29 protein-coding genes and 1 pseudogene are annotated in these 23,069 nt (G+C 40.9%); 15 read left to right on the top strand and 15 right to left on the bottom strand.

Annotated elements, in window-relative coordinates:
• Nucleotides 1-140: 140 nt before the first annotated feature.
• Entirely contained in the window at nucleotides 141-449 is a 309-nt protein-coding gene (locus tag H1A14_RS00775; RefSeq protein WP_194774296.1) for a hypothetical protein, read from the bottom strand.
• A 110-nt stretch (nucleotides 450-559) separates the two neighbouring features.
• On the opposite strand from H1A14_RS00775, the gene H1A14_RS00780 reads away from it, so the two are divergent.
• Entirely contained in the window at nucleotides 560-772 is a 213-nt protein-coding gene (locus tag H1A14_RS00780; RefSeq protein WP_194774297.1) for a hypothetical protein, read from the top strand.
• Nucleotides 773-882: 110 nt separating this feature from the next.
• Complete coding sequence (locus tag H1A14_RS00785) at nucleotides 883-2,001, top strand: DUF4221 family protein (RefSeq protein ID WP_228527549.1); 1,119 nt, start codon at nucleotides 883-885, stop codon at nucleotides 1,999-2,001.
• A 176-nt stretch (nucleotides 2,002-2,177) separates the two neighbouring features.
• On the opposite strand, the gene H1A14_RS00790 is transcribed toward H1A14_RS00785, so the two are convergent.
• The 5 genes and pseudogenes from H1A14_RS00790 to H1A14_RS23320 form a co-directional block, all read right to left on the bottom strand.
• Nucleotides 2,178-2,366 carry a hypothetical protein gene (locus H1A14_RS00790; RefSeq protein WP_194774299.1) on the bottom strand — a complete coding sequence of 63 codons (189 nt, stop codon included), beginning with the start codon at nucleotides 2,364-2,366 and terminating at the stop codon, nucleotides 2,178-2,180.
• 6 nt (nucleotides 2,367-2,372) lie between these two features.
• A complete protein-coding gene (locus H1A14_RS00795) occupies nucleotides 2,373-2,639 on the bottom strand; it encodes a Txe/YoeB family addiction module toxin (protein ID WP_194774300.1) in 267 nt (88 codons plus the stop codon).
• On the bottom strand, nucleotides 2,636-2,854 hold the full coding sequence (locus H1A14_RS00800) for a DUF2683 family protein (RefSeq protein ID WP_194774301.1): 219 nt from the start codon (nucleotides 2,852-2,854) through the stop codon (nucleotides 2,636-2,638). Before H1A14_RS00800 ends, H1A14_RS00795 begins: the two co-directional genes overlap by 4 nt.
• 10 nt (nucleotides 2,855-2,864) lie before the next feature.
• The gene (locus tag H1A14_RS23315; RefSeq protein ID WP_317174837.1) at nucleotides 2,865-3,029 is read right to left on the bottom strand and encodes a hypothetical protein; all 165 of its coding nucleotides are present in this window, start codon (nucleotides 3,027-3,029) and stop codon (nucleotides 2,865-2,867) included.
• Nucleotides 3,030-3,155, bottom strand: a pseudogene (locus tag H1A14_RS23320) (helix-turn-helix transcriptional regulator); the annotation flags it as partial.
• Between the two features lie 319 nt (nucleotides 3,156-3,474).
• Here H1A14_RS23320 and H1A14_RS00810 point away from each other — a divergent pair.
• The 6 genes from H1A14_RS00810 to H1A14_RS00835 all read left to right on the top strand — a co-directional run bounded on the left by H1A14_RS00810 (nucleotide 3,475) and on the right by H1A14_RS00835 (nucleotide 6,683).
• On the top strand, nucleotides 3,475-3,693 hold the full coding sequence (locus H1A14_RS00810) for a hypothetical protein (RefSeq protein ID WP_262893952.1): 219 nt from the start codon (nucleotides 3,475-3,477) through the stop codon (nucleotides 3,691-3,693).
• Nucleotides 3,694-3,716: 23 nt separating this feature from the next.
• Nucleotides 3,717-4,397 (top strand): hypothetical protein, encoded by a 681-nt coding sequence (locus H1A14_RS00815; RefSeq protein ID WP_194774302.1) that lies wholly within the window; start codon nucleotides 3,717-3,719, stop codon nucleotides 4,395-4,397.
• A gap of 328 nt (nucleotides 4,398-4,725) precedes the next feature.
• The gene (locus H1A14_RS00820) at nucleotides 4,726-5,154 is read left to right on the top strand and encodes a hypothetical protein (protein WP_194774303.1); all 429 of its coding nucleotides are present in this window, start codon (nucleotides 4,726-4,728) and stop codon (nucleotides 5,152-5,154) included.
• A 93-nt stretch (nucleotides 5,155-5,247) separates the two neighbouring features.
• On the top strand, nucleotides 5,248-5,955 hold the full coding sequence (locus H1A14_RS00825) for a hypothetical protein (RefSeq protein ID WP_194774304.1): 708 nt from the start codon (nucleotides 5,248-5,250) through the stop codon (nucleotides 5,953-5,955).
• Nucleotides 5,956-5,991: 36 nt separating this feature from the next.
• On the top strand, nucleotides 5,992-6,372 hold the full coding sequence (locus H1A14_RS00830) for a hypothetical protein (RefSeq protein WP_194774305.1): 381 nt from the start codon (nucleotides 5,992-5,994) through the stop codon (nucleotides 6,370-6,372).
• Nucleotides 6,357-6,683 carry a hypothetical protein gene (locus H1A14_RS00835; protein ID WP_194774306.1) on the top strand — a complete coding sequence of 109 codons (327 nt, stop codon included), beginning with the start codon at nucleotides 6,357-6,359 and terminating at the stop codon, nucleotides 6,681-6,683. The genes H1A14_RS00830 and H1A14_RS00835 overlap by 16 nt, the downstream gene beginning before the upstream one ends.
• A gap of 1,370 nt (nucleotides 6,684-8,053) precedes the next feature.
• On the opposite strand, the gene rlmB is transcribed toward H1A14_RS00835, so the two are convergent.
• Both rlmB and H1A14_RS00845 read right to left on the bottom strand, forming a co-directional pair.
• Nucleotides 8,054-8,827, bottom strand: a complete 774-nt coding sequence (gene rlmB, locus H1A14_RS00840; protein WP_194774307.1) for a 23S rRNA (guanosine(2251)-2'-O)-methyltransferase RlmB — start codon at nucleotides 8,825-8,827, stop codon at nucleotides 8,054-8,056.
• Nucleotides 8,800-10,050, bottom strand: a complete 1,251-nt coding sequence (locus tag H1A14_RS00845) for a GWxTD domain-containing protein (protein ID WP_194774308.1) — start codon at nucleotides 10,048-10,050, stop codon at nucleotides 8,800-8,802. The genes rlmB and H1A14_RS00845 overlap by 28 nt, the downstream gene beginning before the upstream one ends.
• Nucleotides 10,051-10,099: 49 nt before the next feature.
• On the opposite strand from H1A14_RS00845, the gene H1A14_RS00850 reads away from it, so the two are divergent.
• A complete protein-coding gene (locus H1A14_RS00850) occupies nucleotides 10,100-10,888 on the top strand; it encodes a class I SAM-dependent methyltransferase (protein ID WP_194774309.1) in 789 nt (262 codons plus the stop codon).
• Nucleotides 10,889-10,974: 86 nt separating this feature from the next.
• Entirely contained in the window at nucleotides 10,975-11,322 is a 348-nt protein-coding gene (locus H1A14_RS00855; RefSeq protein ID WP_228527483.1) for a hypothetical protein, read from the top strand.
• A 31-nt stretch (nucleotides 11,323-11,353) separates the two neighbouring features.
• Here the strand turns inward: H1A14_RS00855 and H1A14_RS00860 are convergent, their stop codons facing one another.
• Nucleotides 11,354-12,148 carry a thymidylate synthase gene (locus tag H1A14_RS00860; protein ID WP_194774310.1) on the bottom strand — a complete coding sequence of 265 codons (795 nt, stop codon included), beginning with the start codon at nucleotides 12,146-12,148 and terminating at the stop codon, nucleotides 11,354-11,356.
• A gap of 78 nt (nucleotides 12,149-12,226) precedes the next feature.
• Entirely contained in the window at nucleotides 12,227-13,048 is an 822-nt protein-coding gene (locus tag H1A14_RS00865; RefSeq protein ID WP_194774311.1) for an aminotransferase class IV, read from the bottom strand.
• A 168-nt stretch (nucleotides 13,049-13,216) separates the two neighbouring features.
• Here H1A14_RS00865 and sdaAB point away from each other — a divergent pair, with 168 nt between their 5' ends.
• The 3 genes from sdaAB to H1A14_RS00880 are packed head-to-tail and all read left to right on the top strand — an operon-like array spanning nucleotide 13,217 to nucleotide 16,561.
• Nucleotides 13,217-13,894, top strand: a complete 678-nt coding sequence (sdaAB, locus tag H1A14_RS00870) for an L-serine ammonia-lyase, iron-sulfur-dependent subunit beta (RefSeq protein WP_194774312.1) — start codon at nucleotides 13,217-13,219, stop codon at nucleotides 13,892-13,894.
• A gap of 2 nt (nucleotides 13,895-13,896) precedes the next feature.
• Entirely contained in the window at nucleotides 13,897-15,246 is a 1,350-nt protein-coding gene (locus H1A14_RS00875; RefSeq protein ID WP_194774313.1) for a TolC family protein, read from the top strand.
• Nucleotides 15,247-15,253: 7 nt separating this feature from the next.
• Complete coding sequence (locus tag H1A14_RS00880) at nucleotides 15,254-16,561, top strand: efflux RND transporter periplasmic adaptor subunit (protein WP_194774314.1); 1,308 nt, start codon at nucleotides 15,254-15,256, stop codon at nucleotides 16,559-16,561.
• A gap of 14 nt (nucleotides 16,562-16,575) precedes the next feature.
• Here the strand turns inward: H1A14_RS00880 and H1A14_RS00885 are convergent, their stop codons facing one another.
• From H1A14_RS00885 to accC, 3 genes are read right to left on the bottom strand one after another with little or no spacing between them, the layout of a single operon-like run.
• On the bottom strand, nucleotides 16,576-17,154 hold the full coding sequence (locus tag H1A14_RS00885) for a Maf family nucleotide pyrophosphatase (RefSeq protein ID WP_194774315.1): 579 nt from the start codon (nucleotides 17,152-17,154) through the stop codon (nucleotides 16,576-16,578).
• A complete protein-coding gene (locus H1A14_RS00890; protein ID WP_194774316.1) occupies nucleotides 17,141-18,448 on the bottom strand; it encodes a DUF1015 domain-containing protein in 1,308 nt (435 codons plus the stop codon). Before H1A14_RS00890 ends, H1A14_RS00885 begins: the two co-directional genes overlap by 14 nt.
• Nucleotides 18,448-19,947: an acetyl-CoA carboxylase biotin carboxylase subunit gene (gene accC, locus H1A14_RS00895; protein WP_194774317.1), complete on the bottom strand. Its 1,500-nt coding sequence runs from the start codon at nucleotides 19,945-19,947 to the stop codon at nucleotides 18,448-18,450. Before accC ends, H1A14_RS00890 begins: the two co-directional genes overlap by 1 nt.
• A gap of 192 nt (nucleotides 19,948-20,139) precedes the next feature.
• On the opposite strand from accC, the gene H1A14_RS00900 reads away from it, so the two are divergent.
• Together H1A14_RS00900 and H1A14_RS00905 are read left to right on the top strand one after the other, a co-directional pair.
• The gene (locus H1A14_RS00900; RefSeq protein ID WP_194774318.1) at nucleotides 20,140-21,390 is read left to right on the top strand and encodes an aminotransferase class I/II-fold pyridoxal phosphate-dependent enzyme; all 1,251 of its coding nucleotides are present in this window, start codon (nucleotides 20,140-20,142) and stop codon (nucleotides 21,388-21,390) included.
• 98 nt (nucleotides 21,391-21,488) lie between these two features.
• On the top strand, nucleotides 21,489-21,665 hold the full coding sequence (locus tag H1A14_RS00905; RefSeq protein ID WP_194774319.1) for a histone H1: 177 nt from the start codon (nucleotides 21,489-21,491) through the stop codon (nucleotides 21,663-21,665).
• 33 nt (nucleotides 21,666-21,698) lie between these two features.
• Here the strand turns inward: H1A14_RS00905 and dapA are convergent, their stop codons facing one another.
• Entirely contained in the window at nucleotides 21,699-22,559 is an 861-nt protein-coding gene (gene dapA / locus H1A14_RS00910) for a 4-hydroxy-tetrahydrodipicolinate synthase (protein WP_194774320.1), read from the bottom strand.
• Complete coding sequence (locus tag H1A14_RS00915) at nucleotides 22,546-23,064, bottom strand: DUF6913 domain-containing protein (protein ID WP_194774321.1); 519 nt, start codon at nucleotides 23,062-23,064, stop codon at nucleotides 22,546-22,548. Before H1A14_RS00915 ends, dapA begins: the two co-directional genes overlap by 14 nt.
• Nucleotides 23,065-23,069 lie beyond the last annotated feature (5 nt).

The following is a 23,069-nucleotide window of genomic DNA, read 5'->3' on the forward strand; positions in this document are numbered from 1 at the left end:
CCGGTTTTTGATACCGATACCCGATTCTTACAGGAAGTATTGCTGCTAAATGATTGGGACCTTTTGTTTGAACCAAAACGCCTGATTCAAAAGATGAATTTATTTCGGCTTGCAAAAATGGGGTTATACCAAGACCAAGCTCAAGGTGATGCCTGCTTTTTCCCAGTATGGCGGAAATTTCCAGAGGCAAAGCAGGATTCCAAATCGTGGAGCCCGCTAACGGATCTGCCCAAAGTGAAAGTAACACTTCCTATCAACTTTAATGCTTTCTTTTGATGAAATAAATAACCATAGTTGAAAGCATATTGACCTGCATTTCCTCCTATTTCAAGATAAACCGTATTCCTTGCTTTGAACATTTGAGGCCCATCCTGTGCAGAAATCCGAAATGGGAATGCAACCAGAACAAGCACAAAGACGATAAGGATTGAATTTGGATAGACTGTCATGGCTTTTTTGTTATTTCCTTCCTATTAGAAATTTTAGTTTCATAACTAAATATAAGACATAAAATTAGGATTTCAGTTTTTTTTTTAATCCTAACCTAAAATATTAAATCATGAAAAAAACTATTAAAATTAGCTTATTCTTAATGTTGGCTTTATTTCTTTTAGTGGGAATTGGCATGTTTTCAAAGGAAAATTCCAATGCAGCATTGGCATCTTCTTCGAGTCTGTGCGAATGGTATGATAGTCCGGGAAGCCCTGCAGATGGATGTAAAGTGTTGGTATTTGAAACACCTTGTTTATGTGAATCAGAAGAACAGAATTAAGTAAATTTGGTTCAAAATTGGGGAAGAGAGATTTTAAACAATTTCTCTTCCTTATTTTTATCTAAGGAAAAACTATGAAAAAAAAAATATTATTTGGGCTATTATTTTTAATGTTTTGTTGTAAAAACCCGGAAAAGGAGAATCATATCAAATTAATCAAAGTCAAAGAAATCGAATTAAATCCCCATGAATTGGTATTTGGAAATCCTTCTATAGTTCAGTTGATTGAGTCTGATTCAGGCAAGTATTTATTTTTATACAATCATTTGGTGAAAAAATTCCAGTTCCTTGATTTTTCAAATGGTGATCTTGTCCGGGAAGTTCCTCTGGATTTTGATGGACCACATGGTGTAGGGGGACTGTCCGGGGGAACATTGACTGGAAAAGATTCAATTTGGATTACATTTAGTTCTCCTGCAATAGGATTGATAAATTTTGATGGTAAAGTTCTATTAAAGAAAAAAGTAGAAAACACAACCATTCCAATTACTTTTTTGACAAGTGATTTACAAAGACCACTCATTCAGAGCAAACATAAGATTTTTGGCCTGCAACCCTACTTTATGAATCACCATGGAATGGATCCAAAAGACATAGAAAAACACCAATTGTTATACAGTTATGATTTTATAAAGGATGAAATTGATTGGTATGACGTTTTTTATCCTGATGATTATTGGCGGAATGGAAAAAAGATGAGTGACCTTACCTGGACGCAGCGAGGAAATAAACTTTATCTAGCCTCTATATTTGATCATCAAATTCAAGTATTTGATATTTCTTCCCGCAAAGTCATTGAGACGAAGGAGGTAAGATCCAGATATATTAGGCGGTTTGATTGTGTAAATGAAATTCCTTCGGGGGTCAACCAGGGTTTGATCAATCGATTGACTTTTGACAAATATGCTGTTTTGATTTATGATCCTTTTAGAGATGTTTTCTATCGTTTTTTTCATCCAGGTTTTGAATTGGATGATGAAGAATCTGTAGAAGTACTAAGAACCTTAAATTGGTCAAGGCCAACTATGGGCGTAATGATTTTGGACAAAGATTTGAATATTTTGGGAGAACATCTCTTTGAAAAAAATGAGGTATATACCTTTTCTAATTATTTCATTGGTGAAGATGGACTTTACTTATCCGCAAACAATCATTTTGAAAGAGATTATACTGATGATGTATTCAGGTATGTTTTATTCAATTTAGTTGATGATGAGCAGATTAATTAACATCAAGCCTGATCTTCTTTTAAAAATCTTTTTCATTTTCACTATTTCCTCCTGTCAAAATAATTCAAATGAGAAATACCTTAATGAGAGGATAACTTCTTTTGGGTCCTTGGGAAGGCTTTCCCGTATGGGGCTATCTTCCAGATAATCCATGAAGCGGGCTGACAAATGTTCTTTCATCGCAGATTTAGCAGCAGTTTTTGCAGTTCTTTTTTGGAGATATTTTCCTTTTTCCACCTACTGTAAATGGCAAGCAGATAGACAAAACTTTCCACTATTTTGGTATAGGTGATGACCCTTGCCCCACCAGACTTATCTTTGCCTTTTGAAGAAATGTCCGGCCACATCTTGCAATTGCAGCGCATTCTTCGTCAATAGTGGCCCTTGGCAGAATAAATCCGTACGGTTTCATTTTCCATGATTTTGTAAACAAGCCTGTGCTCCTGGCTGATCCTTCTTGACCAGAAGCCTGCGAGGTTGTGCTTTAGCTGTTCCGGTTTACCGGTGCCTGATGTGGGGTGCTCAGTCAGTTCTTCCAGGAGTTGGAAGAGCTTTTTGAGCAAGGCCTTGTTGCCGGTTTTTTTGTGGAAATCAATGTCTTTGATTGCCTGTCCGGAGAATTCCAGTTGGTAGGTCATTCTATGCCAAGGAAGCTTTTCAGGTCTTTCTTTTCAATCCCGGTAAAGTTGCCATCTTCAAATTCCTGCTGGCTCTTTTCAATCTTGGCTACAAACTCAGGATCATATGGCTTTTCTTTGACTACTTCAAACTTCATTTTAAGCGCTTTGGCAAAAGCCTTGAGGGCGTTTTCCTGCTCCTTGTTTTCGGTATGGATAATTATAGTATTGTTCATGTCGTCAAATTTACGAAGCGTAAGCTTTTTTCGTTTTGGCATCCCTTAGAAAAGCATCCATCAAGGCCATCAAATGGCTCCTGTCTTCCGGTGCAAGTGCTTCAATATCCTGAAGTCTTCTCTCGGTGAGTTTATCAAAAGTAGGCCGGGCAGTTTCGTCTACAAGGTAATCCACCGTTACGCTGAATGCATCGGCGATTTTCTTTGCCGTCTCTACCGAGGGTAAGGCTTCGTTGCGTTCATACTTGCCAATAGCCTCTCTTGAAGCTCCAATTTTTTTGGAAATTCTGTTTGCGACCAGCCGTTTTGCTTGCGTAGCTGCGCTATCCTGTCACCTATTTTAGTCATGATTACACCTTTAAATGGATGATTATGCATTGATAACCCAAAAATACGTTAAAAAGATGCATTAAAAAAGTTGAAAGTTGTTTTGTGTAAAAGGGTGATTTTATAGATTTATGTCTGATTATACACATTAAAAAGATTAAAAGTTTTTTGTTATGGACATCAGGGAGATCAAATCCCGGCTTGCGCTATCCTAGGTACTCGACCACTACGGATTAAAACCCGACAAGAACCATCGGCTGCACTGCACCTGGAACGAGGATAAAACGCCCAGCCTGCGGCTCTACCCCAAGACCAACAGCTGGACCTGCTTCAGCAACAACTGCAGTGCCGGCAGTGGCGACCAGATAGAGTTTTGCGTCAAAATGGAAGGGGATAAACACAAAGGCATCCTGGTGGCCAAGTTTATCTCCGAAGAAGACAAGAAGCATTTTACCAGGGTGACGGAGGGTAGCTTGTACAATTATGGCCAATTTGATTTAACAATAAACTGATCTGTCTGGAAGACTTGGACGGCATGAAGGAAGAAGCCTATCTGGCTTTTAGGGAACTGCAAAGCCGGGGCATGATATCGAGTAGCACCAGTGGCAAGGATGAGGATGGCAATATCAGGGCTTATGAGAAAGTAGTCTTTGGGCCGATAGCCTCAATGAGCTGCACCACCAAAGGAGAAGGAGGTTTAGGTTTGGGGATTTTAATGGGAGGTACTGCGAATGTGATTGCAGGTTATGGTGCTGGGGATTTAAGTTCGGGATATGGTGTGGCCCAACATTTTGTTGGGGGTGGCCTGTCATCGATTACCGGTAGGCAGCTTTATCGGGCAATGGGTACCAAATGGAAATTTAATCCAGGTGCTGATAAGTTGGACGGTTTTTTTGCTGAAAAGGGATTATCTTCAAGAGCAAGGAAAGCGCTAAGCTATGGAGCTCAAAATGTGGCTGCCAGATTTGCCTATACCGACCGTAAATATTTTACCAATGCCGACTTTTTCAACCACATGACAGGATTTGGTGTTGGGGCTACATTAGGATATATGCAATATGAGTTGATGAGTGGGGATATGTTGGAGAAAATTTCCCCAAAGTTTCGAAGATTAGATGCCTCTCAAATTTTAAGACGAAAATTGGCTTATAGTACAGGATTATATGGAATGGAGTACGCCATGAACTCATCCTTGATTTATAATAGACAAAATTGAAGGGGATATTTCAATTATAAGGCCCATTCGTACTTCTTTAAATCGTTGTTCTATGCAGCATTTTAGATTGAATCAGTTGTTCCTATTAATTTTAGCTTCTATGATTTTTTCATGTGGAGTCCCCTTGCCAACGGATAGAACAGTGGTATATTCCTCTAAAGATTTGGGGAATTTTAAAAACAGGGCGATTTTAAAAGAAAAGTACAAAGGGGACACCTTAGTACTCAATAATTTTTTAATTGCAAATACATGGACATCTTCAAGATTTAGAGGCAATAAATTAAGAGAAATTCAGGAAGATAGTGTTTTAAACTTAATTTTGAATGGAATGAAAAAAGCAAATATCAACGTAAATACTAATGCCGAAAACACAAACATCCTTATTCCCGAAATAATTTTAAGGGAAAAGTATGACTGGACCAAAAGGGTAGAAAACAATGTTTTTGAATTCCTTTCGAAAATGGATAAAATGGAAGGAACACTAAATGTTATACCCGCAATACTTTATAGAACAATCCATAGTGCGGGAAGTTTTAACGGGCCTGGAGAAATCCTAATCAGATATCATGTGTTTTTTACTATTTACATTTTCAATGACAAAATGGAATTGGTTTACAAGTATCAGGCTGGTATAAGAGCCAAATCTGAAAGCATCTGGCACTGGGAAGAGGCCTTGGCTTTTCCCATAGAGGATCGTGTAACCGAAGCACATTTTGAGGAGATGATCAGGGAGGTGTTGCGGGAATACATTGAATAATTGCCATGAACTCATCCTTGACATATAATAGACAAAATTGGAGGGGGTATTTTAACTATAAAGCGCATTTTTACTTCTTTAAATCATTGTTCTATGCAGCATTTTAGATTGAATCAGCTGTTCCTATTAATTTTAGCTTCTATGATTTTTTCATGTGGAGTCCCCTTGCCAACGGATAGAACAGTGGTATATGCCTCGAGGGATGTTGGATATTATAAGTTTAACCCTGTTAAAAAGGAAAAGTACAGCGGAGATACTTTAATAATCAGCAATTATCTAATTGCCAAAACATGGACATCTTCAAGATTTAGAGGCAATAAAATGAGAGAAGTTCAGGAAGATAGTATTTTAAACCTGATTGCAAACGGGATGATAAAGGCCAATATCAACTTTAAAATAAACCCTGAAAATAAGAATATTGTGAGGCCCGAAATCATACTGGAAGACAAGCATAATTGGACGAAACGAATTGAAAATAACATTTTTGAATTTGCCTCTGAGATGGACAAGGAGGAAGGAAAACATTATATTATTCCGGCCATTCTTTTCAGGCTAATTCATAACGCAAGGAGCTTTAATGGCCCAGGGGCGGTAAATATTGATTATTTTGTGTTTTGTATAGTTTTTGTTTTTAATGATAAAATGGAGCTAATTTATAAGGATCAGTCCGGAATAAATGCCAAATCAGAAAGCATCTGGGAATGGGAAGAAGCCCTTGCATTTCCCATTGAAGACCGCGTGACCGAAGCACATTTTGAAGAGATGATTAGGGAGGCGCTGCGGGAATACATAAGTGATTGAATTTATACAGGAGTAAGCTAAAGGATTTGTATGCTGATGAGAAACTATCTGTTTTATGTTTTGGTGGTTGTAGTAGGCATCGGTGGATGCAGAACGGCATATACTGATAAGCGGAATGAGGTGTACAATGCCTGGGAAAGGGATGTTTTTGATAAGTACAAACCTATTACGGAACAAAAATACCAAAACCAAACCCTGTACCTGAAAGATTTGTTGTTGGTGGATCATCAGGAAAATGGTTTTCAACCTTTTGCCTTCCGTGGTCTGTACACCGAAAGTTTTTTACAAACAGTATATTCCACCTTTGATGGCTTAAATCTTAGCGTAGAATTGGTTCCTGGTGGGAAGAATATTTTTGATCCATATATTTTTTTTCAATACAGGGGGGGAGTTCCAAAAACATGGAGACTTTCGTAAAGGAGCATTTTTCCGGTTTGGGGAGCGGTGATGGTTTTGTGGTTTTGCCCTGCATGGAATATTCCATATCACACTCCTATAAAAAAGACATGGATATGAAATTGTTTTACTCAGTCTTTTATATGCATTTCTATGTTTATATTTTTGATAGTCAGGGAAATACGGTGTACAAGAACCAAAGAAGTATGCTGACCGAGGATTTGGGAAAATATAGTGAGGACTTCAAAAGGGCAGAGGCTTGTGATATCTCATCCTTCGCTCCCAAATTGAGCCTCTTGGTGGAAGCCGCCATCAAGGACTTTTTGGAGTAGGAGGTCAGGAATAAAACTTAATTGAGGAAAACCAAATTGCTTGCCCCCTTGAGGTTGGGAGAGGACATACGCATAATTTAGAGGTAATTTGCTCTCGGTAGGAATAGTCTACTGACTACACCTGAATGTTTCATTAGACTTTCAACGACAAAATTGTAAAAAGGCCATTTGAAATGGCCAGGTGCCCAATTCCCTGTGAGGTGGCCTGCCGGAAAACCGAGGGGGAACAAGCTCAAAATTGAAAGCAGCTAAACGGTTTAACAGAGTAACAGATAAACTGGAGAACAGATAAACAGGATATCAGGGAATGGCAAGAAGCCAGAAGCTGAAAGCTCAAAGCAGTCATATCCAAGCCAAAGGCATTAGAAAGTAGAATTTGAAAGCAAAAACCCCGGCCTTAAAGCAGCTGGTTTTTGGTAGGGGATGGGGAGCGTTAAGAAAATGAGTTAGCTCCTCAAGGAGATCCACTCATTTTTAGCTCCCCATCCCCGGACAAAAATTAAATTGGGATGTATTTCTGATGTGAGGTGGAATACTAACCAATTTAAAAGCTGATTTACAGCCTTGATCTTTTCCAGCCTGCTGCGCGGCCGGCAGGGGTTCTTTTGGATCAAGCCAAAAGAACAGAGGAAACAGGTTAAGTCAATCCAAATTATGGTATCCACCAAAAACGAGACAGTAATTAAAAACCCATGGAACTAGTCTCCAGACTACTCCTGGATATTTTTGGTAGACTTTGAGCAACAAGATTGTAAAAAGGCCATTTGAAATAGCCAGGTTGATGGGGGTATGTTGTAAGCCTAAAGAATGGATTTTTAATCGATAGATTCACCTACTATTGACGCTGAGGTGGCTGTTTTTTCCTTGGTTTCGGCAAGCCGATGGTTTTCCAGAGGGAGATTTTTGGGCCGAAACTGGGGGTGGGGGCGGTGCTTTGACCAAGGGCTGCGCTTCGCTTGCCCATGGCTACAAATATTTAACCCCCCTGGGGTTATTAATAAACGCGGATAGAAGTAAAATCTAAATCTTTCTTTGAAAAATAGCTTTGTTCGGTCAATATAGTTGCGCGGTGGGTGGCTGGAAAACCGAGGGTAGGCTGGCCATGCGTGCGGAAGGATTTTTCCCGGCTTGATTTTTTCCAGACTGCTGCGCGGCTGGCAGAGGTTCTTTCCTGCCGACCGTAAGGTGGGTGGATCAAGCCAAAAGAGCAGAGGAAACAAGATATGTTAAACCACAACAAGGTACCCACATGAAAAAGCAATAATTCAATTCGTAAGGATATACATGCTACACCTCCGACTAGCATCGTCGCCCAAATAGCTCTTTGATTAAATTTCCACCGATATGTCAAACTTCAAGCGAAAAAAAAATCACTTCCTCTGCCTCAAAGCCTCATATATCATTACCCCCGCAGCTACAGACACATTGAGGCTTTCTATCTGCCCGCTTAATGGGATTTTAACAAATTCATCGCTGATGCCCATCAATTCATTGGAAATCCCGTCTTCTTCTGACCCAAGCACCAGTGCGGTAGGCAGGGTGAAATCCGCCTGATACATTTCTCTATCGGTCTTCTCGGTCACACTCACCACATTGAGACCCATTTTTTTCAGGTCTTTAACGGTGTAGTAAAGGTTTTTGACCCTGCATACCGGCAGGTGGTTTAAGGCTCCTGCAGAAGTTTTCACCGCATCGGAATTGATCTGAGCGGCTCCTTTTTCCGGGATAATAAGCGCATGTACTCCGGCGCATTCAGCAGACCTGGCAATGGCTCCGAAATTCCTGACATCGGTAATCCTGTCAAGCACCATCACCAAAGGAGAGATGCCCTTGGAAAAACAGCTTTCGATCACATGGTCTAGAGAGGCATACTGTATGGCAGACATGTGGGCGACCACCCCTTGGTGGTTTTTACGGGTGATCCTGTTCAATTTGGCCTCTGGGACACGGACTACAGGTACGTTTTCCTGCTTGGCCATTCCCAACAGTTCCTTGATCAATTCATTGTTAAGTTCCTTATTAACCAGAATTTTATCCAAGTCTTTTTGGGCTTTCAGTGCTTCCATGACTGCCCGGGTTCCAAAGATAAAGTCCTTTTCCTGTTCGCTTTTGTCGATCAGAAAACCATCCTTCCGCTTCTCCATGTTGTGATTTTTTTAAACCATTCAGGCTGGTAGGCCCTAGACCGGTTGAGGGTATAATAATCGCTGGTAAAAATGTTTCTTACCCTGGCAAAGGTAAAGGTTAATTTCGAATTACTGTCCATCACAGGATAAATCCAGATTTCCCTTTCCATTTGAAAATAAACCTCTAAAGGTGGGCCCATAACCGTATACACCATTCCTCGATCTGTTTTCCATCCATCCCTGAAGTCGGTGAAAAGGATATTGGCAAATTCAATCTGCCGGAAGTATTCCCGGATAAGTTCTTTGGAAGTTGCCTCATCTTTGGTTACACTGATCCAGTATTGGTCCAAGGCCTTCTTCTTGTCCTCTGCATTCATCAGGGTTTCATGTTCTTTTCGGGTTGAGATATAGACAACCATTTCTATCATCTGTTCCCAATCCTTTACTCTAGGATAGGCTTCTGAAGTAGTTTTGACAACCATACCTGTGCTTTTGGTCGTATCCGCTTGAATAAAATAATATCCTTCTTTTTCAAATGTTTTCGGGACATTAATCAAAAAACTGCCCTCATCTTCCACTGTGATCTCTCTAGGCACTGCAGCAGGTTTGGTTTCCATAGGTGGAAGAGGTACATTGAATTGCTGGGGATAATAAAAGTGATGCAGACTTACATTTCTTCCACCCTTGAAAATCAAGGCATCACCAGAATTGAGAAAATTCTGATCAAAAGGAACATCATTGCCAAAATATGCACCAAATTCTGGAAGGGTCTCTACAAATGGACTGATCAAATCTGTGTGGAAATAATATTCATCCCCTTGACGGATATCTTTGACTTTCATTAAAGCAAATGCAGTTTTTCGATCCTCGGGAATTTGGATGTTCTTTTCAAAATAATAGTGTCGATCAGTATCAAACCTTAGGTCAGATTCATTCAATCTGATCAGATTGACCTCCCCGATTTCTTCTGAAAAACTGTAAAGAATGGCATAATAAAACTCGTAATCATTGAAATCAGGATCCTCTTCGATCTTCTCCACCACCATTTGAAGCCTAAAATCTCTGTCTCCGCGGCTGACAGGAATGATTTTGGGAGAGATCCTTGAATATCGGGAATACCTAAGTGCCTGATTGATGTTTTCCAAGCTTGGTGTATTTTGCCCCATTGATGGAACTGCGGTAAGCAGCATAAATGCCGCAATTATGTAGACCAATTTGTCGATCTTTATTCTTATCATCATTTGGTTTTAAAAATTAACCTTAATTTTGCCGAAAATAATAAAATTTTAAATGGCTACCTATACTACGGAAATTGCATCGGATAAGTTGGTCAGTGACAATCCCATCCATCAAAGGCTTTTGAAAGCCTACTACGCTGCCAAATCATTCGTAAAGGGAGACTTGCTGGAAATAGGTTGTGGTGAAGGACGTGGGGTAGAAGTGCTGCTGCCTCTGGTTCAATCATTTTACGGGTTGGACAAAATCGATGCCATTTTACATAAATTAAGGGCTAAATATCCTTTGGCGCAATTTAAACAGGCGCACATACCTCCACTTTCAGAAATTAAAGATGAGACTTTTGATTCGGTAGTCAGTTTTCAGGTCATTGAGCATATCCAAGAGGACAAGTTTTTTTTGGAGGAAATTTACAGGGTAATGAAACCAGGAGGGCTGGCTATCATCAGTACGCCCAACATCCGCCATACCCTCACCCGCAATCCATGGCACATCAGAGAGTATACGGCCAAAGAACTGATCAAACTATGTGAAGGTATATTTGATCAAGTGGAAGCCAAAGGCATCGGCGGTAATGATAAAGTATGGGCGTATCATGAGGCAAACAGAAATTCCGTCAGAAAATTTACCCGCTTTGATCTGTTTGACCTTCAGCATAGACTGCCAGCCTCTTGGTTGCGCCTGCCTTATGAGGTTTTGAACCGCATCAACAGGAACTTGCTCCACAAAAAAGGGGGAAGTGCAGTGACTGATATTTCTCATGAAGATTATGTATTGGTAGACCATCCCGATAAAGGACTCGATCATTTTTTCGTTTTGCACAAAAAGGCGAAGGGGCTATAAGATAGTGTAAATGGATTTATCTTACCCTTACAATTCGTTATGATGGAAGCTAAAATTTCGTTGGTTTAAGCAAACCTAAACATGGAATGATGCATGCACAAGGCAAATTGATTTTGATCAAATCCATCCATACCTTGGTTTGGCTTTTTTTCAATGTCGTTATTTTTTATCTTCTGTATGCAGTGGTCAGCAATCAAATCGATATATGGGTATGGATTTGTATTGGATTGTTGGTGATGGAGGGATTGATCCTATTGATATTTAAGTCCGTCTGCCCAATTACCTTGGTGGCCAGGAAGTATTCAGATTCTCAAAAAGACAACTTTGATATATTTTTACCCAACTGGCTGGCGAAATACAACAAACTGATCTACACGACTATTGTGGGAATTGCCTTATTGATTTTAATTTACCGACTTTTGACCAATCCGTAACCCATTCTCTTTTTTCTACCTCACCATCAGATCAAACGGCAACAGCTGCCTTGATGTGCGGATGTGGGTCATAATTGAGCAGTTCAAAATCCTCGTATTTAAACCCAAAAATATCTTTGACTTCAGGATTGATCCGCATGATAGGCAGAGGCCTAAAGTCTCTTGAAAGTTGTAAATGGGTCTGCTCCAGGTGGTTGCTGTACAGGTGGGCATCTCCAAAGGTATGGATAAACTCGCCGGGTTGCAGATCACAGACTTGTGCTACCATCATGGTGAATAAAGCATAAGAGGCAATGTTAAAGGGTACACCAAGAAAAACATCCGCACTTCTTTGATATAGCTGGCAGGAAAGTTTTCCCTCAGCTACATAAAACTGAAAAATACTGTGGCAAGGCGGCAGGGCCATTTGATCTACATCAGCCACATTCCATGCGGATACGATAAGCCTTCGACTGTCCGGTTTGTTTTTGATTTGATGGATTAGATTTTTGATCTGATCGATTTCACCTCCCTTTCCATCTGGCCAGTGTCGCCATTGGTAGCCATATACAGGGCCTAAATCCCCATTTTCATCTGCCCACTCATCCCAGATGCTTACTTTGTTTTCGTTGAGGTATTTGATATTGGAATCCCCATTCAAAAACCACAACAACTCGTGGATGATTGACCTGAGGTGACATTTTTTGGTTGTCACCAAAGGGAAACCCTCCTGCAGGTCAAAACGCATCTGATACCCAAAAACACTGATGGTTCCTGTTCCGGTCCTGTCCTCTTTGCGGACGCCATGGTCGAGGATGTGCTGCATGAGTTGATGGTATTGTTTCATGATGAAGGGATTTGAAATGAGATGGCAATATAAGGTTTAAAGAGAATTTTTTGAAAGAGAAAGAGCAAAATCAATGGGTCATTGGGCAACAAAAAGTGATGCAATGGACTCAATGGCTTGGGTGTCAAATTCTTGTCCCTCAAGTTGGCCTATATAACTGACCCCGGAAACATTGGAAGTAAAAACCTGGTCGGCATCCTGAAGCACTGAGGGCTGGAATTCACCTTCTGTCAAATCCATCTTCAATTTTTGCAAGTGTTCTATGATTGTTCTTCGACTGACGCCGGCGATGCCATTGCAATCCAGACTCGGGGTGAAAAATGATTCCCCTATTTTCCAGAAGAGGTTGCTACTCCCTGCCTCAGAAAGTCTTCCCTTGTCGTCGAGGAGCAAAACCTCATCAAAGCCCTTCTCCCTTCGGTCCAAATTGGCAAGCACATAGGGTAAGGCATTGAGGGTTTTGCAGTGACTCCATGAGGAGGAGGCCAACCTGATTCGCGGGTGAATGTAGGCTGTTGCTTTGATGGCAGGTGCTGGAAGAAATGCTTCAGTCCATACTGTTTCATCGCAATGAGGAGAATCGGGAGTATACTTGCCCAAACCCTTCCGATATACATTCCACCGCACCCTGAGAGTTGACTCTGTACCACAGGATTGTAAGAGGAATGATTCCAAATCCTGTATGTCACTAAGGTGCTGAGAACTTATTTTAAGGATGGACAAACCCTCTAACAACCTTTCCTGATGGGCATCTCTAAAGAGAATCGCTCCTTGATGAAAAACCATGGTTTCAAAAAGCCCATCTCCGAAAAACATGCCTCTATTGGCCCAATCTAAGAATTCTTCTTGAAAGATTCCGTTTGAGGCTTTCACCCAATACTTTGTCTTGTTATCGGACATGTTTTTGTTCAATTATGAACATAAATTGTTTTTGTCTGAATTTATTTCTGTTAAAAATAATTAAAATTATCCCACTAGGAAGAAATTCAAAGGTTTTAATTCCACACTTTGCTTTTTATTTAACAGGGATTTGTAGTTTAGCATGGAAATTGGAAAATTGGTTGATCCATGGCAAGCAAAAGTAGTGTTTTTGATATGATCGGTCCCATAATGATTGGTCCCTCTTCATCCCATACCGCTGGAGTGGTGAGGATTGCTAGGGCTGCCATTCGGATTTTGGGTGGTCAACCTGATGAAGCGGTCATCACCTTTTACAATTCATTTGCAAGAACTTATGAAGGACATGGAAGTGATAAAGCGATCATAGGCGGTCTTTTGGACATGAAAACAGATGATCCACGAATCAAAACATCCATGGATTTGGCCAAAGAGAAAGGACTAAATTATAGTTTTAAGTCCATTGGCAATGCCTCTGTCTACCATCCCAATACCATCAAACTTCAATTAAGCCGTGGAAAAAGGAAAATAGAAGTCATCGGTGAGAGTTTGGGAGGTGGCTTGATCAACATTTCCACTGTGGATGGGTTCAATGCTGATTTTTCTGCAAATGCGCATACATTGATCATTAAGGCTGCAGATGCATCCGGTGCGATAGCATTCATTTCCAGTGTGATCGCTCAAGAAAAAACCAATATTGCTACGATGTCAGTTTCCCGAAAAGGAAAGCATGACGAGGCTTGCCATGTGATTGAAATGGATTCAGGCCTGCAGCCAATCACCTTAGAATACCTAAAAAGTCTTCCTTGGATCAAGGAATTGATATACATCCCAGATATTGATATGTAATTATGAGAAAAGTTTATTATTGCCTTTGCCTGCTTTTTTGCGGCCTTTTTTCCCAGGTATCCGCTCAAGAGTATCCATATACTGCCTTGGATTTGGAAACCACTATCGAAATTGCGCTTGAAAACAACCTGAATCTGCAAAGAAGCCGATTGAATCTTTCCACGGCAGAGATTACTTTATTGGAAAATAGGGGCCAGCAAATTCCTTCCTTTTCTACAGGGGCATCTTCTGGATTCAGATGGGGAAGATCCATTAACCCTGTGACCAATTTGTTTGAAAACCGGAGGATTGGAAACATCAACCTTTTTGCAAATACCAGCATGCCAATATATAATGGCAGGCAAATTTCCAACAGTATCAAGCAAGCCAAAACCGACATTCAGGCAGCAGCACTGGATGTGGAAGCAACTGAAAATGACATTATCTTAAATACCATAAACCTGTTTATCAATGTTGTTTTTTCCAAAGAGCAACTCAATGTAGCCAATTCTCAGCTTCAAACTGTGACAGAACAATCAGATAGAACAAAAAGATTGGTGGAGGCAGGATCTCTTGCCATGGCAGAGCAATTGGATTTAGAAGCACAATTGGCCACCAGTGAGCTTGAAGTGGTCAATGCGGACAATTCTCTTAGGATTGCCAAGCTGAACCTGGCACAAGCCATGCAGGTGCCATTTGATCCTTCTCTTGATGTGGTAGTGCCCGATCTCGACCCTTCCAATTACTTTTTACCGGAGGAGCAGGTGGATGAAATATTTGCTTTTGCCTTGGAAATTATGCCGGAAATTAAATCGGCGGACTTTTCCATGGAAAGCGCAGATTTGGGAATTGATATTGCTAAAGGGGCATTTTACCCAACTTTGGGGATAAGTGGCAACCTTTTTTCCAACTTTGTAGATCAACCGGATTTCCTAACTGGTGAAATACCCCCGTTTTTCACTCAGATTGACCGAAACCTTTCTCAAACATTGAACCTGCAGCTAAATATTCCCATTTTCTCCAACTTCAGAAATGTGGCAGGGGTTCAGCGTGCAAGGGTACAGAAGCAACAGGCTTTGATCCAAAAAGAAGATGTCAAAAACCAACTGAGAAATGACATTGAAACGGCATATACCACCGCTCTTGCCCAAAGACAAACCTATTTATCCAATCAAAAAAGGGTCTCTTCTCTGGAAGAAGCTTTCCGGATGTCACAGCAACGTTTTGATGTGGGAGCGATCAATTCAGTTGATTTTCAAGTTGCCCAGAACAATCTCTTCAACGCACAAGCAGATCTAGTCAGTGCCAAGTACAATTACATCTTTGCAGTAAAAGTTCTGGACTTCTATTTAGGCAATAACATTACTCTATAACTATACCATGGCTAAGAAAAAATCGAACAAACTAATTTACATACTTTTGGGTATCGTCGGTGTCCTGATCCTTTTTATTATCGTAGGAAAATCAGCCGGATGGATTGGCGGGGAAAAGGAACTTGAAGTAGAGATGGCGGAAGCTAAATCTACTACCATCATTGAAAAGGTAAGTTCATCTGGTATCGTTCAACCTGAAATTGAGGTAAAATTGAGCCCTGATGTGGCTGGCGAAATCATAGAGTTGAATGTTATGGAAGGGGATAGTGTAAAAATTGATGATCTTTTGGTCAAAATCCGACCTGATAATTTTATTTCCGCATTGGACAGAAGTAGGGCCAACCTGAATCAACAAATGGCTAACCTAGCCCAATCCAAGGCCAATTTAAAAAGAGCTGAGGCACAATTTGTCAGGGCAGAGCTTGAATACAACCGTAACGAAAAACTCTATAAGGACAAAGTCATTTCTGATGCCGATTTTGAACAAATCAAAGCCAACTTCCAAACTGCCGACAATGATCTGGATGCTGCCAAACAATCCGTTTTGGCTGCTGAATTTGTGGTCAAAAGCTCCCAGGCGTCAGTCAATGAAGCAGCAGAAAATCTCAGGCTTACGAATGTCTATTCCCCTGTATCAGGTATAGTCTCCAAGCTTTTGGTAGAGCAAGGCGAGCGGGTAGTGGGAACCCAGCAGATGGCAGGAACGGAAATGCTCCGGATTGCAGACCTTTCCAGGATGGAGGTCAGGGTCAATGTGAACGAAAATGATATCGTTCGAATCAGTTTGGGTGATACGACCATCATTGATGTGGATTCTTATGCTTTCACTGGTCAAAAGTTCACCGGAGTAGTCACTTCCATAGCCAACTCTGCCAACGAAAAGGCTTCTCAAGATGCGGTTACGGAATTTGAAGTAAGGATTCGGGTTTTAAATTCTTCATATGAAAATCTGATAACAGAAACCAACAGATTCCCTTTTAGGCCCGGAATGACTGCTTCTGTAGAAATCATTACCGAGAAAAAAGAAAATGTGCTTTCAGTCCCATTGGCCGCAGTGACGACTAGGGAAAGCATGAGAGACACCATAGCTGATGGCAGCACCAAACCCAAAGAGTTGGTATTTGTATTGGAAGGAGATCGGGCCAAACAGGTGGCTGTAAAGACTGGTATTTCGGATTTTGACAATATTGAAATCTTGGAAGGTATCACGGAAGGTCAAAAGATAATATCCGGACCCTATTTTGTAGTCAGCAAACAACTGGAAGACAATAAATTGGTAAAAGCCGGCAAAGATGCCAGTATAGCTTCAAGATGATATGAAATCGAATGTCACCATCGCTTAAGCTTTTCATAGATGAGGTGAACAGGTAGGCCCATAACAGTGTAAAAGGAGCCTTCAAGACGCTCTACAGCAATGTATCCGATCCATTCCTGAATACCATAGGCCCCAGCTTTGTCATAAGGGCTAAAAGTGTTTACATAAAAATCGATTTCTTCAACTTCTAGTGGTCTGAAGTGAACTTTCGTGGTGTCCGAAAAAACAACCTTTTTGGTCAAATTCATCATGCAAACTCCGGTAATTACTTCATGGGATTTGCCTGACAATTGAGTCAACATGTGGATGGCCTCTTCCTTGTTTTCAGGCTTATTCAAAATCTTCTGGCCATCCAATACAGTGGTATCAGCACAAATCAAAAGCTCATTTTCCATTAAATCTGGTCTGAAGGCTTCCGCTTTCTTTTCAGCCAAGAATGAGGCTACCTCTTTCAATTCGAGGTGTTCAGGGTAAGTTTCTGCTACCTCTTTGGTCATAACCCTGAATTCCAAACCCAATCCCTTTAACAATTCCTGCCGTCTGGGTGATTTAGAAGCCAAAATAAGTTGGTACTGTGGCCTAAAGAAATTCATGGAACAAATCGTAAGGGAACTCGAAATCTTCTTCAGCAATAGACCCAAAAATCAAACCTGAAATGGCTTTTGGATAGAAATAGGTAGATTTTTGCGGCATGGTATAGCCACTCTTACAAACCTGCAACACGGCTTCCATACTCACTTCCTTGGTGATGATGGCAAAGGATGCAGTTCCTTCAGATACTTTAGAAAGACATCTGCTCAAATTTCTTTCATAAATGATGTGCTCGGAAAGCCTCTGCACTTCAGGGGGTATTCCCAGGATCTTTTCGATGAAAAAATGATGCAATACACTCAAATCCAAGCGTTTGATTACATCAGGAAAATTACCCTCAAATTCTTCCAATCGCTCTGGTTTTAGCCGAATTTTGAAGGCTGCATCCTTAAACACCAGGCCAAATGCCCAAGATTTATGAAGAATCAATTCTCCGATTTCATCGGGGTCGTTGAGCGGTCTAATGAAAAAGTAAGGTTCGATTTTTTCCAGCAGTTCTTCTCTCGAAATTTGGATATCACAGAAAAGCCTGTGAGTGGGTAGAATACGCAAATCTTTGGCTGCTGCATTGGTTAGGTACATCATGTGGTAGTTGTATCCTTCCCCTCCATGATGGGAGGGATTTGCGTCTGTCATTTTTTTACGGTAAGCAATGGCTCCTTCATACCTGTGGTGTCCGTCTGCAAGGATTATGCTTTGACTTTGAATCAACTTCATGAATTTGTGGATGATTTTGGCGTCATGGATAACGGCCAAAACCTCTCTGATGCCCTGGTAATCCTCCAAGTCGTACAAAGGTTGCTCTATAGCAGCATCCATGTACTTTTCCAATTCAAATGCCTCATCATGATACAAACCATGCGTTGGGCTTGCCTGCATTTTCGTTTTTTCCAGGAGCTCTATCCGGTCATTCACGGCATTGACCAAGGTGTTTTCATGTCTATAGATTTGGTTTTCATCCCAGTCATAAGCCTTGATATGGGCAATAAAGCCTTTTCTGCAAAATTCTTTTTCACTTCCCGGTAAGCGGAAATATTGGTAATAGATGTAAATTCCAGGCAAAGGATCTTGTACCAAAATTTTTTCTTGTTTCCATTTCTCTAAAGTTTCAAATGCTTCTTGGGCAGGAAACTCACCTTTGGGTACAGATAGGTGAATGCTATTGAGTGGATTTTGATATAAAGCTTCTCTTTGCCTGTTTGAGACCACATCAAAGAGAGGGGAAGTAAGTTCTTCGATAATTTCTTGATAGTCCGGATGGTATCTCCAAGCTTTCAAGGGTAAAATTTCTGCCATTAATGTTTGCGCTTATTCCAGTTGGAGTTGGCTGCTGCCAGCTTTTTTTCTTTATTTTCCTGGTGATTCTTTCTGGATTTTTCAAATATCATCACACCCAAGGCAGCTGTGATGGAGGTTTCTTCTTGCGTCAGCTTAATATTTAACTTTTTAGGTTCAAAAAAGGTTTCCACAAATTTGGTGTCGAATTTCCCCGAAATAAATTCCTCATGCTGCAACACAAAACGACAAAAAGAAAGGGTAGTTTCAATTCCGGTAATTTGGTATTCGTCAATGGCCCTAATCATTCTGGCAATGGCTTTTTCCCTGCTTTCTGCAAAGGTAATTAACTTGGCGATCATTGGATCATAATAAATGGGTATATCCATGCCTTTTTCGAAAGCATCATCCACCCTTACTCCTGGACCCTGAGGCCTAATATACGTACTGAGCTTGCCGATATCAGGCAGAAAATTGTTTTTTGGGTTTTCAGCATATACCCTTATTTCTATGGCATGTCCATTTATTTGCAGGTCATCCTGACCGAAGGAAAGTGGCTTTCCGGAAGCAATGAGGATCTGCTCTTTGACCAGGTCCTTCCCGGTGATCATTTCTGTCACCGGATGTTCGACCTGAAGCCGGGTATTCATTTCAAGAAAATAAAAATTCAGTTGATTATCAACGATGAATTCCACAGTTCCCGCTCCGTAATAGTCGCAGGCTTTAGCAACTCCTACAGCAGCTTTTCCCATGGCCTCCCTAATTTCAGGGGTCAAAGTTGCGGAAGGGGCCTCTTCTACCACTTTCTGATGCCTCCTTTGGATCGAGCACTCTCTTTCGAAAAGATAAACCAGGTTACCGTGCTGGTCTCCCAAGATTTGAATTTCTATGTGCTTGGGTGAGGTGATGAACTTCTCGATAAATACTGATCCGTTGCCAAAAGCTGATTGGGCTTCACTGACCGCCCGTTGCATCTGTTCCTCAAAATCTTCCTCAGATTCAACAATACGCATCCCTTTTCCACCACCACCAGCACTCGCTTTAATTAAAATAGGATAGCCGATTTCAAGGGCTATTTTTTTGGCCTCAGGGATAGACGTGATGGGCTCGTCGGTTCCAGGGACCAAAGGCACCCCAAAATCCTTTACTGCTTGTTTAGCGGATAACTTATCTCCCATAACTTCAATAGAGAATGGAGAGGGTCCAATAAATATCAAACCTGCATCCTGTACTTTTTGGGCAAAGGAAGCATTTTCAGATAAAAAACCATAGCCTGGATGGATGGCGTCTGCACCCAGGTTTTTTGCCTCTTCGATAATTTTTTCTCCTAGTAGATAAGAAGAGGACGATGGCGGAGGACCGATACAAACTGCTTCATCTGCGAATCGAACATGGGGAGAGAACCGGTCAGCTTCACTGAAAACAGCAACTGTTTTGATGCCCATTTCTTTTGCGGATCGCATGATTCTGAGGCTGATTTCTCCCCTGTTTGCAACTAGTATTTTTTTTATTTCAGGCATGTGGTCATATCAAAACTTGAGTAGGAGAACAAAAAATAGCTCCGTCACGAAGTAAATAAATTTAAATGAACTATGGAAAGAATATCTTAAAAGAGGGTCCTTTTTTGCAAGGTAGTCCAAAATGTATTAGTTTTGGGGGTTTTATTGTAATGTTCAATTATAGAAAAACGTATCACTAAACTACAGAAGGCTTTGGATATATTCGAGAAATTGCACACCAACCTAGGACCGTTGGGTAAGCACTCAGAGTTGTCAGAGGGGTATTTCATGTTCCCCAAATTAGAAGGAGAGATAGCTCCAAGGATGAAGTTTAAAGGTAAAGAGGTACTCACATGGAGTCTCAACAACTACTTGGGACTTGCCAATCACCCCGAAATCAGAAAAGCAGATGAAGACGCTGCTCGCAAATGGGGAGCAGCATATCCCATGGGGGCCAGGATGATGTCGGGTAATACAGACCTTCACGAACAACTGGAAAATGAACTGGCAGCCTTTGTGCAAAAAGAGAAAGCCTATTTACTAAACTATGGCTATCAAGGGATCATGTCCGTCATTGATTCCTTGCTTGACCGTAAGGATGTGGTAGTATATGACAGCGAATGCCATGCCTGCATCATCGATGCACTTAGGATGCACATTGGCAAGCGTTTCGTGTTTCCTCACAATGATATTGAAAACTGCGAAAAGCAATTACAGAGAGCAACCAGATTGGCTGATGAAACAGGTGGTGGCATCCTTTTGATCACAGAAGGAGTTTTTGGCATGACCGGTGACATGGGCAGGCTTGCGGAAATTGTAAAACTGAAAGAAAAATTCCAGTTCAGGATCCTAGTGGATGATGCGCACGGTTTCGGTACCATGGGCGCTACGGGAGCCGGTTCAGCAGAAGCACAAGGGGTTCAGGATCAAATAGACCTTTATTTTTCTACTTTCGCCAAATCAATGGCTAGCATTGGTGCATTTGTGGCAGGGGATGAAAAAGTGATCCACTATTTAAAATACAACATGCGCTCCCAAATCTTCGCCAAGGCGCTACCAATGCTATTGGTGGAAGGCGGATTGAAGCGGCTAGAGTTGCTTAGATCAAGGCCGGAATTGAAAGCCAATCTATGGAAAATCGTCAATGCACTGCAGAATGGGCTGAAGGAAAAAGGCTTCAGTATAGGGAAAAGCAACTCCCCGGTGACCCCAGTGGTGCTTAATGGTACAGTTGGAGAAGCTGCAACACTCAGCAAAGACCTCAGAGAGAATTACAATATTTTTTGTTCAGTGGTTATTTACCCTGTCGTGCCGAAAGGAATGATTATTCTTAGATTGATCCCAACTGCGGTACATACTTTGGAAGATGTGGCAGAAACCATTTCTGCCTTCGAAGCCATCAAAGATAAATTGACCTCTGGAATCTATAAAACCAGTGAATTGGCTACCTCTTTCGGAGAATAATTTATCAAAAAACAGGCCTATATTGTTGTTTTATAAACATTTTAGCTATATTGAACGAAGAATTAAACTTATCATCAACCTAAAAATTAATTTTTACTATGAACAGATTTAGTGAAATCAAAGATCTTGTAATGGGATTAGAAGGCGACTTTGAAAAATTCTATGACAAGAAAAACCAAGCCGCAGGAACTAGAGTGAGAAAAGGCATGCAAGACCTTAAGAACTTAGCTCAGGATATCCGAAAAGAAGTTCAGGACATTAAAAATGAAGGCTAATAATAAAAAGGTGGTTTTTAAAGCCACCTTTTTTTATACCCTTGAGGCTGCCGCTTTTATTTTTTCTTGAAGTCCACTACTGGCTTCAATGAGCGGAAGTCTAACCTCTCCACGACAAAGTCCCATTTGTGACATCAAATACTTGATGCCTACAGGATTGCTTTCTTCATACATCAAAGAATTGATTTCCAACAGTCTAAATGTGGCTTTCATGGAAGCTTCTGCATTGCCGTGAATGATTTCTTTTATGATATCTGGATAGGCATTGGCCAACACCGAGATCACTCCCTCACAGCCAATGGCTCTCATGGCACTGGTCAACATGTCATCCCCTGAAATCAGCAAGAATTCTTTGGGTTTGTGGGCCACTATCTGCATGCATTGCTCCATATTTCCGCTTGCTTCTTTCATTCCTATGATATTAGGATGATTTGCCAATGTCAGGGTCGTTTGGGCACTCATGTTTGACATGGTTCGACCCGGTATGTTATATAGCATAATGGGTACTGGAGAAGCATTGGCAATGGATTCAAAGTGGGCAATGATCCCCGACTGTGCCGGTTTGTTGTAGTAGGGGCTAACTGATAAAATGGCGTCAACAGATTGCAAATCTGTGGAATTGATTTCTTCCAATAATGCATGGGTGTCATTACCCCCGATTCCATAGACTATGGGAAGACCTAATTTGTTGTAGGAACTGACTGCTTGAAGAACCTTGACTTTTTCCGCTTTATTCAGTGTGGCACTTTCACCGGTAGTCCCCATTACGACGAGATAATCCACCCCTCCATCGGAAACAAAATCCACGATTTTTTTCAAAGCTTCAAAATCAATGCTTTTGTCCTCCAAAAGCGGAGTAATTAAGGCTACTCCTGTACCTTTAAGTTTTTTCATGATAATGGATCTTCTTGATGTATTGGATCATATTGGCCATATTCCCCTTTTTGTCAAGCTGAGGATCATGGTTTAACATAAGGTCCAAGAATGGGCTGTTTGAACTTGAATAAAACCCAACTCTATAAATTTTAGATTGTAAATGTAATATAAATTGTAAATATGGATTTAAATTTTCAGAACTGACGAGAATAAGGCTGGGTTTCTGATCCAATAAAGTCCTAATGCGTATGTTGGCATGGCCAAAGAAGGAAAAATCTGAGGGAGTTAACTCTTTTTCCAGAATAACTTTGCCTCTCTTCAAACTGAAAAAACGGTCATTGATTTTTATTTCCTTACCCCACAAGTCATAACAAAGCGACTTAGTGTCCAGCATGTCCTGTTCAGAGTCTGCTATCAGCGTTATTTCTCTTACTGCTGAGAAATCTACTTCATCAGCCTTTGAAGAGTTTGCCGGAGTATGCCTGATTTGGTAATTGATGAAATATTTTTTTATCCAATTCATAATTC

The sequence above is a fragment of the Pararhodonellum marinum genome, from assembly GCF_015354735.1.
In the GTDB taxonomy this organism is placed as follows: domain Bacteria; phylum Bacteroidota; class Bacteroidia; order Cytophagales; family Cyclobacteriaceae; genus Pararhodonellum; species Pararhodonellum marinum.

Coding starts and splice junctions, on each gene's coding strand:
- H1A14_RS00775 (WP_194774296.1), bottom strand. CDS start 449: ATGACAGTCTATCCAAATTCAATCCTTATCGTCTTTGTGCTTGTTCTG.
- H1A14_RS00780 (WP_194774297.1), top strand. CDS start 560: ATGAAAAAAACTATTAAAATTAGCTTATTCTTAATGTTGGCTTTATTT.
- H1A14_RS00785 (WP_228527549.1), top strand. CDS start 883: ATGTTTTGTTGTAAAAACCCGGAAAAGGAGAATCATATCAAATTAATC.
- H1A14_RS00790 (WP_194774299.1), bottom strand. CDS start 2,366: ATGCGCTGCAATTGCAAGATGTGGCCGGACATTTCTTCAAAAGGCAAA.
- H1A14_RS00795 (WP_194774300.1), bottom strand. CDS start 2,639: ATGACCTACCAACTGGAATTCTCCGGACAGGCAATCAAAGACATTGAT.
- H1A14_RS00800 (WP_194774301.1), bottom strand. CDS start 2,854: ATGAACAATACTATAATTATCCATACCGAAAACAAGGAGCAGGAAAAC.
- H1A14_RS00815 (WP_194774302.1), top strand. CDS start 3,717: ATGAAGGAAGAAGCCTATCTGGCTTTTAGGGAACTGCAAAGCCGGGGC.
- H1A14_RS00820 (WP_194774303.1), top strand. CDS start 4,726: ATGAAAAAAGCAAATATCAACGTAAATACTAATGCCGAAAACACAAAC.
- H1A14_RS00825 (WP_194774304.1), top strand. CDS start 5,248: ATGCAGCATTTTAGATTGAATCAGCTGTTCCTATTAATTTTAGCTTCT.
- H1A14_RS00830 (WP_194774305.1), top strand. CDS start 5,992: ATGAGAAACTATCTGTTTTATGTTTTGGTGGTTGTAGTAGGCATCGGT.
- H1A14_RS00835 (WP_194774306.1), top strand. CDS start 6,357: ATGGAGACTTTCGTAAAGGAGCATTTTTCCGGTTTGGGGAGCGGTGAT.
- rlmB (WP_194774307.1), bottom strand. CDS start 8,827: ATGGAGAAGCGGAAGGATGGTTTTCTGATCGACAAAAGCGAACAGGAA.
- H1A14_RS00845 (WP_194774308.1), bottom strand. CDS start 10,050: ATGATGATAAGAATAAAGATCGACAAATTGGTCTACATAATTGCGGCA.
- H1A14_RS00850 (WP_194774309.1), top strand. CDS start 10,100: ATGGCTACCTATACTACGGAAATTGCATCGGATAAGTTGGTCAGTGAC.
- H1A14_RS00855 (WP_228527483.1), top strand. CDS start 10,975: ATGATGCATGCACAAGGCAAATTGATTTTGATCAAATCCATCCATACC.
- H1A14_RS00860 (WP_194774310.1), bottom strand. CDS start 12,148: ATGAAACAATACCATCAACTCATGCAGCACATCCTCGACCATGGCGTC.
- H1A14_RS00865 (WP_194774311.1), bottom strand. CDS start 13,048: ATGTCCGATAACAAGACAAAGTATTGGGTGAAAGCCTCAAACGGAATC.
- sdaAB (WP_194774312.1), top strand. CDS start 13,217: ATGGCAAGCAAAAGTAGTGTTTTTGATATGATCGGTCCCATAATGATT.
- H1A14_RS00875 (WP_194774313.1), top strand. CDS start 13,897: ATGAGAAAAGTTTATTATTGCCTTTGCCTGCTTTTTTGCGGCCTTTTT.
- H1A14_RS00880 (WP_194774314.1), top strand. CDS start 15,254: ATGGCTAAGAAAAAATCGAACAAACTAATTTACATACTTTTGGGTATC.
- H1A14_RS00885 (WP_194774315.1), bottom strand. CDS start 17,154: ATGAATTTCTTTAGGCCACAGTACCAACTTATTTTGGCTTCTAAATCA.
- H1A14_RS00890 (WP_194774316.1), bottom strand. CDS start 18,448: ATGGCAGAAATTTTACCCTTGAAAGCTTGGAGATACCATCCGGACTAT.
- accC (WP_194774317.1), bottom strand. CDS start 19,947: ATGCCTGAAATAAAAAAAATACTAGTTGCAAACAGGGGAGAAATCAGC.
- H1A14_RS00905 (WP_194774319.1), top strand. CDS start 21,489: ATGAACAGATTTAGTGAAATCAAAGATCTTGTAATGGGATTAGAAGGC.
- dapA (WP_194774320.1), bottom strand. CDS start 22,559: ATGAAAAAACTTAAAGGTACAGGAGTAGCCTTAATTACTCCGCTTTTG.
- H1A14_RS00915 (WP_194774321.1), bottom strand. CDS start 23,064: ATGAATTGGATAAAAAAATATTTCATCAATTACCAAATCAGGCATACT.